This is a genomic window from Bradyrhizobium hipponense (genome assembly GCF_008123965.1).
GTDB lineage: Bacteria > Pseudomonadota > Alphaproteobacteria > Rhizobiales > Xanthobacteraceae > Bradyrhizobium > Bradyrhizobium hipponense.
This window is the reverse complement of sequence record NZ_VSTH01000020.1, coordinates 1-1194: the sequence shown is the minus strand read 5'-3', so window position 1 is coordinate 1194 and position 1194 is coordinate 1. Positions and strand designations below refer to the sequence as shown.

Genomic DNA, 1194 nt, shown 5'->3' with positions numbered 1-1194 from the left:
GCTTGGACGAACACATGGGTCGGGGCTCGGGGCAACTGGCGCAGTGCTTCGCTTACCAGGGCGGTATATCCCTGCATCACCAAGCCGGGGATGCGCTCGTAGCCCGGCCAGGATGTATCAGACACCGTGATCCAGCCGTTTTCCGCGGCAACTCGCGACGCCTCGTCGACGGAGTCGTCGTAGTTGCCATTGACTCGGACCATCTGGGCACCAAAGCGAGCGATCGCGGTGATGCGCTCGTCGCTGACACCTGAATGAACGAAGATGGCGCACTTTGCCCCAACGAGCTGAGCACCTTGCGCCACTGATCTGCCATGATTGCCGTCTGTGGCGCAAGATATCGTCATTTTCCGCGCTACGGCTTTCACTTCAGAAGTTCGCAGCTCTGACACATCAACGTCTCGGCCGAGTCGCCGCGTTGCTTCCTGCAGCACCAGCCGGATTACGGCATAGGAGCCGCCCAAAGCCTTGAAGCTGCCAAGACCGAGTCGATGACCCTCATCCTTGAGATGAATCGAGCCCACGCCGATCTCACGAGCGAGGCCTGCTAATGAAAGAAGCGGCGTTTCCTTATGACCTTCGCGATACCTGAGAAAGCGCTCGACTTCGCGAGCGGCCTCGACACTCAAGGTGTCCGCATCGGCGACATCCAGGATAGCTCGGTAATCGGGATGCCAGTTGAGAAGTAACATGGTTCGACTCTCTCCTGCCAGCAATGGCTCAATATCAACCCATTGTTCTCGAGCATAGCGTCGCATAGCGAGCGCAGGGTGGCCCCAAGTCCCGGCTCCAAAGCTCCTGAACGGCTGACCAGCAGCCTCGCTGCGCTGGCTCTCGACGCATTGAAGTGAGACTGAGCGACCGACAAAGTTGCCTAAAACGATGCTGTCGTCGCCCGCGCCTCACCGGAGCTCTTGAGCCTTTCCGGCTATCAGGTCAACGAGAAAAGCCAATAGGGATGGCAAGCTGGGGATGATGGATGTGATTGATGAAGCGAACGCCTCGGAGCTGCACCCGTCTTGCACAAATCCCCAAGACGTTTTTCTTGGGTTGTCGCGCTCGTGGCCGTCTCCATCAGTCTGTGCGCCGGGGAGCCAATTATTCGAGTGACATCGAAAGGGGTTTTGCGACGCCATCAGCGCGTGAACCTATCCCTCTGTTAGGCTTATCAACCTTAGGGCCCGTCCATAAATA

1 protein-coding gene is annotated in these 1194 nt (G+C 58.0%); it reads right to left on the bottom strand.

Annotated features, from left to right (window positions below):
* On the bottom strand, positions 1–692 hold a 692-nt coding region (locus tag FXV83_RS07255; RefSeq protein WP_235939334.1), incomplete at its 3' end, for a diaminopropionate ammonia-lyase.
* Between the last annotated feature and the right edge of the window lie 502 nt (positions 693–1194).